Genomic DNA, 9,545 nt, shown 5'->3' with positions numbered 1-9,545 from the left:
GCGACGGTCGCCTACAACCTGTACGGGCCTACCGAGTCGACCGTCGACGCGCTGGTTCAGCCGTTGTCGGCCGGTGAGCGGCCTGGCCTTGGGCGCACTGTGCTGGGCACCTGTGCCTATGTGCTCGATGAGCATCTGAATCCGGTCCCGTCCGGTGTCCCCGGTGAGCTGTACCTGAGCGGTGCCGGTCTGGCGCGCGGTTATCTCGGCCGTCCGGCGCTGACCGCCGAGCGCTTCGTCGCCGACCCGTTCACGCCGGGGGAGAGGATGTACCGCACCGGAGACCTGGTCCGCCGTACCCGCGACGGCGACCTCGTCTACCTGGGCCGTACCGACCACCAGGTGAAGATCCGCGGCTTCCGCATCGAACCCGGCGAGATCGAACACGCACTGACCCGACACCCCCGGGTCCAGGCCGCCACCGTGACCGTCCACGACGACGGCGCCGCCGGTCCCCGGCTGGTCGCCTACGTGGTGCCGGACGGTTCACTGGACCGTGCCGAACTGCGGGCCTTCGCCGCCGAGTCGCTCCCCGGCTATATGCTCCCGGCCGCCGTCGTGCCGCTCGACACGCTCCCCCTGACCGCGAGCGGCAAGGTCGACCGACGTGCCCTGCCCGCCCCGGACCTCCTCACCTCACCCACCGGCCGCCCGCCCCGGACACCGCACGAGGAACTGCTCTGCGGCCTGTTCGCCGAGGTCCTCGGCATCCAGGGCCCGGTCTCCATAGACGACGGCTTCTTCGACCTCGGCGGCCACTCCCTCCTCGCGATGAGGCTCCTCGGCAGGATCCGCACCACGCTGGGAGCCGATCCCGGCATGCGGACGCTGTTCGCAGCCCCGACCGTGGCCGCCCTGGCCCCGCGCCTGGCCCGGCAGCCGGACCGGGCCGAAGCGGCGGCCCTCGACCCCACCGCCGCGGCAGTCCTCGACCCCACCGACGCCCTTGACGTCCTGCTTCCGCTGCGTGCCGGGGGCGGCACCACGCCACCGCTGTTCTGCGTCCACCCCGCAGCGGGCATCAGCTGGGTCTACTCCGGGCTGCTGCGCCACCTCGACCCGGACCGTCCGGTCCACGGCCTCCAGGCGCGCAGTCTGCGCGGCGGCTCAGCGTCCTCCGTGGCCGAGATCGCGGACGACTACGTACGGCAGATCCGCGCCGTCCAGCCGCAGGGGCCTTACCACCTGCTCGGCTGGTCCTTCGGAGGAGTGGTCGCCCAGGCCATGGCCGTCGCCCTTCAGGACGCGGGCCATGAGGTCGCCCTGCTCGCACTCCTCGACGGCATCCCGGCCGACGTCGCCGGCCCCGGCGAGTACGCCGCGGACGGCCCCCCACCGTCTGACGACCCGATCGACACCCTCGCCGAGCTGCTCGCCTCGCTCGGGTACGACCCGGCCGACGGACGCGGCCAAGCCGAACTCACCGCGCTCCTGGGCGAGGCCGCCGACGTGCTGCCCGATGTCTTCGAGCAGCACCGCAAGCTGATGGCCGAACACGTCCCCACCCGCTACCGGGGCGACGCCCTCTTCTTCGGCGCCACGCTCGACAAGCCCGCCGACTGGCCCTACGGGGAGGCCTGGCGCCCGTACATCGACGGCCGCGTCGAGGAACACCGCATCCCCTGCACGCACGGCGCCATGACACAGCCGGAGCCCGTGGCACGGATCGCCGCCGTGCTCGCCGAGAAGCTTGGAGAGTGATCCGCCATGACCACAGCCTCTGTCAAACCGCCGTCCCCGCCCTCGCGTCCCGCGGCGGACGCACCGCGGAGGACCCGCTGGGGCCTCTGGGCACAGGACAACTTCCGCAAGCTCTGGATCGGTGAGACGACCAGCGGCCTCGGCACCGCCGTCGGCAATGTCGCGCTCGCCCTGGTGGCCGTCGTCACCCTGGAGGCATCGCCGTTCATGGTCGGCATGCTGACCGCCTCCGCCTGGGTGCCGTGGCTCTTCCTCGGCCTGCTGGCCGGCGCCTGGGTGGACCGCTGGCCCCGGCTGAAGGTGATGCTGGTGTGCGACCTCCTCCTCCTGGTGCTGTTCGGCAGTGTGCCGGTGGCCGGCTGGCTGGGCCTGCTGACCATGGCCCAGTTGGTGGTGGTGGCGCTGCTGGCCGGTGCGGTCAAGGTGTTCCTGTCCACCGCGAACAGCGCCGTACTGCCCGCGCTGGTCGCCAAGGAGGATCTGCTGGAGGCGAATGTCAAACTGCGCTCCGGTGACGCTGCGGCGGAGATCGCGGGGCCCGGACTGGCCGGCCTGCTCTCCCAGGCGTTCGGTGCGGTCAGCGGCCTTCTCGCCGACGCGGTCACCTACCTTGTGGCGGCGGTCTGCGTGGGCACCATCAGGGTCGAGGAGAAGCCGCCCGCGGTCTCCGAACGGCGCGGGATCCTGCGCGAGATCGGCGAGGGAGTCCGGTTCCTGGTGCGCGACCCGTACCTGCGCTCGCTGGCGGGCTTCGCCGCGGTCGGCAACCTCGGCCTCAACGGCATCCAGGCGGTGCAGACCATCTTCCTGGTCCGCAGCGTGGGCGTGACGCCCGCCGGTATCGGGGCGGTGTTCGCGGTGGTGTCGGTCGGTGGTCTGGCCGGTGCGGCGCTCGCCGGACGGATCGCCCGCAGGTTCGGCACGGCGCGCGGGCTGCTGCTCTGCCAGCTGGTGGGAGCGCCGTTCATCCTCCTGCTCCCGATGGCGGGGGAGCGGGTACCGCTGGCGGTGAGCGCGGTGGCCTGGTCGGTCTCGGTCTGCGGCGTGATCGCCGGGAACGTCATCGCCGCCAGCTTCTACCAGGCGTACTGCCCGCCCTCGATGCTCGGCCGGATCCGGGCCAGCGCCTCGACCATCAACTTCAGCGCGATCCCGGTGGGTGCCCTGCTCGGCGGCTGGCTGGGCGAGGTGCTCGGCGCCCGCACCACCCTCTGGATCATGGCGAGCGTGCTGCTGTCGGCCGGTGCGGTCCTGGTGGCAGGCCCGCTGCGTGGTCTGCGCAACTTCCCGGAGCGTGCCGCGGAGGCCTGACCGCCCCTCCCCGCCGTCCCGGCGCCCCCGTCCTCGCTCTTGTTCCCAGCACGTTCACATCCCCGGAGCCTTCCATGACCCGTACCGCCCGCCCGCGCCGCTTCCTGATGTGCCGCCCGACCCACTTCGAGGTCAGCTACGCGATCAACCCCTGGATGGACCCGGCCAAACCGGTCGACACGGACCTCGCCGTCGCCCAGTGGGAGCGGCTCTACGAGCGGTACGTCGCACTCGGCCACCGCGTCGACCTGATCGACCCGGTGCCCGGTCTGCCTGACATGGTCTACGCGGCGAACGGTGCCACCGTCATCGACGGCAAGGTGCTCGGCGCCCGGTTCCGCGATGCCGAGCGCGCCGCCGAGGGCCCCGCCTACCTGGAGTGGTTCCGGGCCAACGGCTTCATCACCCACGACCCGGTCCACCTCAACGAGGGAGAGGGCGACCTGCTGCTGACGGGCAGCTATCTGCTCGCCGGGCGCGGCTTCCGCAGCGTCTCCGCCGGACACGCGGAGGCGCAGGAGTTCCTCGGTCGCCCGGTGATCGGCCTGGACCTCGTGGATCCGCGCTTCTACCACCTCGACACCGCGCTCAGCGTCCTCGACACCGACGAGGTCATGTACTACCCCGGAGCGTTCTCGGCGGGCAGCAGGGCGGTGCTGCGGCGGCTCTTCCCGGACGCGGTGCTGGTGGAGGAGACGGACGCGGAGGTGTTCGGCCTCAACGTGATGAGCGACGGGCTGAACGTGGTGCTGCCGGAGGCGGCGACCGGCGTGGCGGCGAGGATGCGCGAGCGCGGCTTCCGGCCGATCGGGATGGACCTCTCCGAACTCTTCAAGGGCGGCGGCAGCGTGAAGTGCTGCACTCTGGAGATCCGCGAGGCCGTCGGGACCGTCGCCTGAGCCGTACCGGACGCGGAACCGCTAAACCCAGATCAACGACGCCGATCGACGCACGGTGCTCGCGCGTCGATCGGCTGTTGAACGTCCCTTGCCATGATGATCCCATCAGCCCGGAGCAGTCCGGGAATCCCGGGAAACCCCCTTCCCACCAGGGAAGACGTCCTAAGGAGCAGTCATGGCGAAGCGTGTGAACACCCCCGATGCCACCCGGTTCCGGCTGGCCGTCGCGGGCCTCGGTCTCAGCGCGGTGATCGCCCTGGGCGCCGCCGGCACGGCGATGGCCGACGGCACCAGTGGCACCGGGCAGGGCGGGGACGTCAGCACCAGCCAGAACGCCGTGCCGGTACCCTCCCCCACCTCCACCGACGACAAGGACTGGAACAGCAGCGGTTCCTGAACCGTTTCCGCCAATGGCTGTCGACCCAAGCCCCCGGGGCTCAGGTCAGGGATCGACCAGTGCCGGCGCCGGCTCCTCCAGCAGCCCGGCCACCTCGGCGGCCTCCGGAAGCCCCAGCCGGCAGAAGATCTCGTACGCCTGCCGCAACCGCGCCACCGATTCGGCCCCGCGCCCGAGGTCGGCCAGCGACCGGCCCAGCACCACCAGCGCCTGCGCCTGGTCCCGTTCAGCCCCCAGCTCCTCGCAGAGCACCAGCGCCTGCCCCGCGTGGTCGAGCGCTTCATCGGCCCGGCCCAGTGAACGCAGACTGTCCGCCAGCCGGTAGCGCGCATGCGCGGCCCGGTCCCGCAGACCAGCCTCCGTCGCCACCGTCAGACACTCCCGGAACCAGGTCACGGCCTCCTCGTGCCGCCCCAGCCCGTGCAGCGCCAGGCCCAGTACGTACAGGGTGTACGCCCGGCCGGGATCGTCCTGGCGGGTCCGCAGCTCGGCGAGCACCTCGTGGCAGATCTCCACCGCCTCGTCCGCCCGACCGCTGCGTACTCGTGCAAGTGCCGCGTTCACGGTCGTCACCAGAGCGCCGGAGCGGTGCCCCAGTTCATTGGCCAGCAGCAGCGCCTCGTCATAGTGGTCCACCGCCTCGTCAAAGCGGCTGAGGAACTGGCAGATCAAGCCGAGATCGTTGAGTGCCTGACGCAGGATCACCGTGTCACCGGCGTGCCGCGCCGCGTCCACCGCCTGATGCGCTGCCGCCTCGGCCGCGTCCAGCCGGGTCGCCGCCAGGGCGACGTTCCCGCGCAGGAAGTGCGCACGGCCGGCGGCGCGCACATCACCGTGCCGCACCGCGGCCTCGGCCAGCGCGTCTGCGGTCGAGGCGAGTTGACGGCTCGGCGGCGTCAGGACGAACGGTGTGAGCGCGATCAGCAGATCGATCGCGGCTCGCAGCGCCGTGCCCTGGACACCATCGGCCGGCGCCGCGCCCGCCACGCCGTCCTGCCGCACCGAGCCATTCTCGCGGCCCGCCCCGGCTCTCGCGTCCGCGGCGACTTGGGCCGCCAGCGCCACCGCGCCCGCACGCTCTGCCGCCGTCCACTCCCGGGCCGCGTCCCACCCAGCCAACGCCACACCGGAGGAGTGGGCCGGCCCGAGCGCGCCCGCCGCCGGATCGCCCGGCACCGCGTGCTGGAAGGCGGTGCAGGCCGTCGCCAGCAGGTGGTCCAGCAACCGATCCCGGGCCGCCAACACCTCCGGTGTCTCCGTGGCGTTGCCTGCCGCGGCAGCGGTGCCGCCCGTCTCCCCCCTCTCCATCGTCTTCGCCGGACGACGCCGGGCGAACGCCCGCAGCAGGTCGTGGTATCGGTACCGCCCCGGGAACGGCGACTCCACCATCGCCACGTCCACCAGCGCCTCCAACTGGTCCTCGGCTTCGTACTCGTCGAGATCGAGCAGCGCCGCGGCTGCCGGAAGCCCGATGTCCGGCCCGTCCACCGACGCGACCAGCCGGAACGCGCGAGCCTGGTCGGCGGTGAGCTGGCGGTAGCTCAGTTCGAAGGCGGCTGCCACCGCGAGGTCGCCGATCCGGAGCTCGTCGATCCGCCGCCGCTCCACCTGGAGCCGGCGGCTCAGCGTCTCCACCGTCCAGGTCGGCCGGGCCGCGAGCCGGGCGGCCACGATCCGGACCGCCAGCGGCAGGTACCCGCAGGCCACCACCAGCTCCAGCGCCGACTCCCGTTCGCGGTCCAGCCGCTCCGCGCCGATGGTGCGGCCCAGCAGGCCCAGAGCCTCGGACGGCTGGAACACGTCCAGGTCGACCTGCACGGTGGCGGGTAGCCCGGCGGGCCGGGTGCGCCCGGTGGTGAGGACCGCGCAGCCGACCGCCCCCGGGAGCAGCGGCCGGATCTGCGCCGCGTCCTTGGCGTTGTCGAGGACCAGCAGCAGCCGCCGCCCGTCCACCACGGACCGGAAGAGCGCCGAGCGCGCGTCCAGCCCATCCGGCACGGCGTCGTCTGGCACCCCGAGCGCCACCAGGAAGCCGCTCAGCACCGCCTCGGGATCAGCAGGCACCGGGTCGGATCCGCGCAGGTCCGCGTACAGCTGGCCGTCCGGGTAGGTCTCCCGTACCCGGTGTGCCACATGGAGCGCCAGCGCCGTCTTGCCGACTCCGCCCATACCGACCACGGTGGCGATCACCAGCGCCTGTGCCGATGGTGTGCCGAGTGCCTCGTCCAGTACCCGGATCGGCGCCGTCCGCCCAGTGAAGTCAGCTGCGTCCGGTGGAAGTTGAGCCGGTCGCGGCGGCGCTGCGGCGGGCCGGACGGTGGCCTCCGCCCCGTCCCTCTCCTGCCGTCGGCCCGGTTCGGCCACCGGTGAACCGGCACCGCTCGCGTAGTTGCCGGTGTCGGTGGCGCCCCGACCCGGTTCCGTCTCGTACTCCTCCGAAAGCTTCAGCTCCGACCCGGTGCCGCTCCCAGTCCCCGTCGCCGTCCCCGTCTGAGCACCCGGGTCCGGAGCGGCCAGCGCGGGATCCCCCTCCAGGATTCTCCGGTGCAGCTGGTCCAGATCCGCCCCCGGAGCGACACCCAGTTCCGCGAGGAACAACTGCCGCACCCCGCGGTACACCGCCAGCGCGTCCGCCTGCCGCCCGGCCTGGTACAGGGCCCGCATCAGCAGTCCGTACGCCCGCTCATGCAGCGGGTGCTCGGTGGTGAGCGAGGTCAGTTCCGGGATACACCGTGAGTAGCGGCCGAGTGCCAGGTCCAGCCCGATCCGCTCCTCCAGCAGGGTGAGCCGTAGTTCCTCCAACCGCTGTCGGTGCCGCTCGGCGAACGGTCCGGGTATTCCGGCCAGCGGTACGCCCTGCCACAACTCCAGCGCCTGGTTGAGGAGGTCGCGGGCGCGCAGTGGATCGGTCCGCCCGATGCGCTCCGCCTCGGCGGCCAGGGCCTCCGCCTCCGCCGAGTCCACGGCGAGTTTCGGCAGGGCCAGCCGGTAGCCGTCCCCCATCGACACCAGCACACTCGCCGCGGGCCGTCCGGCCCCGTCGCCTTCCCCGCCCCCTTCTTCTTCGCTCTTTCCTCCCGCGTCCAGCACCTTGCGCCATCGCCACGCGTAGGTACGCACCGTGGTCATCGCCGCGTTCGGCGGCTCTTCGCCCCACAGCGCGGCGATGAGATCGGTGGCGCTCGCCGAGTACCCCGGCCGCAGCAGGAGGACAGCCAACATCGCCTGCTGCTGCGGGCTTCCGGTCTTCAGCGCCGTAGCGCCCCGGTGAGCCCGCATCAGACCGAGTAACGAGAAACGGAGATCGCCCAATTCCAGCCCCCCAGCCAGAACACAGTGGCCGCCCCGCTCGGCACACATGTCTAATTTTGTGTCACCTTTTAACCACAGCATCGCACTCGGTGTCGAGAGCCTGTTGAGCCTGTGGTGATCAGAGGTTGAACCCGGACGTACAGAATCGCCGTGCCGCGGGTACGCCGGAGAGGTCCGGCACCGCCCGCCCGCCCCCTCGGCCGCCGGTGGCGCCGGGCCTGACCATATGTTCGGAGGCGGACGTCCGTGAACACCGCACTGCTGTACCGGCTCCTCGACGCTGACCCGGCCGCCGGGCCGGCCGAACTGCTCCACCGCGCCCGGGCCGGCCGTCATCTGGCGCACCTGGTGCTGTCCGCCCTGGTTCGCGACGGCGTACGGATGGGCGAGCCCGCCCGCGCCGAACTCCGCCGCGCCCGCGCCCGGGCATCCCACTACGCCCGCCTGGCCACCGACCTCGCCCGTTCCACCGGTGTCCGCGCCATCCGCGGCCTTCCGCTCGCCGCTTACTACCCGGCAGGCCTGCTCCGGCCGCTGGACACCCTCGACCTTGTCGCCCCCGACGAGGCTGCCCTGTGGCAAGCCGTCATCCGTCTGGTGACCGACCACCCGGTGGAGCACATCGACGTCTCACTGCTCGGTGAACGCCCCCACCACACCGCGGTCACGGTCCACTGGCCCGCTGACGACCCGCTGGTCGACCCCTGGTACCGCGTCCATCTCACCACCGCGGCCCTGCCCGGTGACGGCTCGGCCGTGCCCGTACGGCCGTACCTGGTCGCCGACGAGCACGTCGAGTGCCTCATCGCCCTCGCGGAGTCCCACCTTCAGCGGTCCGCGCGGCCACCTGGCCCCGTCACACTCCTCGACATCGCCGGCCTCACCCGTCAGCCATTCGAACCCGCCGAGACCGCCGCGGTCCTCGGCGCCTACCGCCTCGCCCCCGAGGCCGCGATCCTCCTCGACCATGCCGCCGACCACGTCCCGCTCGGGTCCCTCGCCGCTGTCCGCGCCGAACTCGCCCCCGAACTCGCTGCCGAGCACCGCCGCCGCGCCGAGACCGCCACCACGGCCCCGTCCTTCCCCTCCCGCCACGGCACCCTCCTCCGTCGCACCGTCATCCGCCACGACTGGGACAAGGCCCGCCTCCTCGCCCCCGCCCCGGAGACCCTGCTCCTCCTCACCCCTGTGGCCGACTACCTCCTCACCCCGACCCCGGCCACCCCCACCACCCGTACCGCCGCCCTCCAGGCCCTCCACCGCTGGGACACCGTCTGTTGAGGTGGGTCTTTGTCGTGCGAAGCCCAGAGCACCGGTACTGCCCGGCGTCTGGTCCGTGTCGCGCTGGCTGCCTGGGGGCTGGACGACCTGGCCGACGACGGCGCTCTGAGTGCCTCGGAGTTGGTGGCCAATGCCGTCCGGCACGCGCGCGGCCATTCCGTTTCGCGTCACGGTCGCCCGGCCAGGGGCGGACCGGGTGCGCATCGGAGTTGTGGACAAGTCGAAGAGATTCCCCCGGCTTCGGGAACCACGCGAGGAGGACGTGCACGGGCGCGGCCTCGTACCGGTGGGATGCCTCGCCAGGGATTGGGGCACCGACCTGCTGCCATCGGGCAAGCGCGTATGGGCCGAAGTGCACAGGAAGACGCCCGTAACCGGTGAGCGAATTCCATGGGTCGGGGACCTGGTCCATGACGCTGACGCCGACCGGTGCGGAGTCGTCACGGACGTGCGCGGGGGCGCCATCTGGGTACTCAGGTCGGAGCACGGGCCCGAGAGTGGACCTCGCGGCGACCCGGGAATCTGACCCCGGTGACGCCGCGCGAGCAGATGCGGGGGCACTGGTAGACGACGCGCACAGCCCCGGCCGGTGGTGTGACCGGCCGGGGCGTCGGCGTCGGTAGGCGCCGAGACCACCGACGGTG

6 protein-coding genes are annotated in these 9,545 nt (G+C 72.3%); 5 read left to right on the top strand and 1 reads right to left on the bottom strand.

Annotation, left to right across the window (positions count from 1 at the left end):
- From ACFWI9_RS22540 to ACFWI9_RS22525, 4 genes are all read left to right on the top strand, one after another.
- Nucleotides 1–1,701, top strand: a 1,701-nt coding sequence (locus ACFWI9_RS22540; RefSeq protein WP_387164546.1) for a thioesterase domain-containing protein, incomplete at its 5' end; no start/stop codon positions are given.
- Between the two features lie 6 nt (nucleotides 1,702–1,707).
- Nucleotides 1,708–3,012 carry an MFS transporter gene (locus ACFWI9_RS22535; RefSeq protein WP_387164544.1) on the top strand — a complete coding sequence of 435 codons (1,305 nt, stop codon included), beginning with the start codon at nucleotides 1,708–1,710 and terminating at the stop codon, nucleotides 3,010–3,012.
- 74 nt (nucleotides 3,013–3,086) lie between these two features.
- Nucleotides 3,087–3,911 (top strand): dimethylargininase, encoded by an 825-nt coding sequence (gene ddaH, locus ACFWI9_RS22530; protein WP_387164543.1) that lies wholly within the window; start codon nucleotides 3,087–3,089, stop codon nucleotides 3,909–3,911.
- A gap of 175 nt (nucleotides 3,912–4,086) precedes the next feature.
- Nucleotides 4,087–4,308 carry a hypothetical protein gene (locus ACFWI9_RS22525; RefSeq protein ID WP_387164542.1) on the top strand — a complete coding sequence of 74 codons (222 nt, stop codon included), beginning with the start codon at nucleotides 4,087–4,089 and terminating at the stop codon, nucleotides 4,306–4,308.
- Between the two features lie 45 nt (nucleotides 4,309–4,353).
- Here the strand turns inward: ACFWI9_RS22525 and ACFWI9_RS22520 are convergent, their stop codons facing one another.
- Complete coding sequence (locus ACFWI9_RS22520) at nucleotides 4,354–7,587, bottom strand: BTAD domain-containing putative transcriptional regulator (protein ID WP_387164541.1); 3,234 nt, start codon at nucleotides 7,585–7,587, stop codon at nucleotides 4,354–4,356.
- A 279-nt stretch (nucleotides 7,588–7,866) separates the two neighbouring features.
- Here ACFWI9_RS22520 and ACFWI9_RS22515 point away from each other — a divergent pair, with 279 nt between their 5' ends.
- On the top strand, nucleotides 7,867–8,901 hold the full coding sequence (locus ACFWI9_RS22515; RefSeq protein WP_387164539.1) for a hypothetical protein: 1,035 nt from the start codon (nucleotides 7,867–7,869) through the stop codon (nucleotides 8,899–8,901).
- The last annotated feature ends 644 nt before the right edge of the window (nucleotides 8,902–9,545 follow it).

This window comes from Streptomyces sp. NPDC127084, from assembly GCF_042724175.1.
Classification (GTDB): Bacteria; Actinomycetota; Actinomycetes; order Streptomycetales; family Streptomycetaceae; genus Streptomyces.
This window is presented reverse-complemented; position numbering and strand designations above follow the sequence as displayed.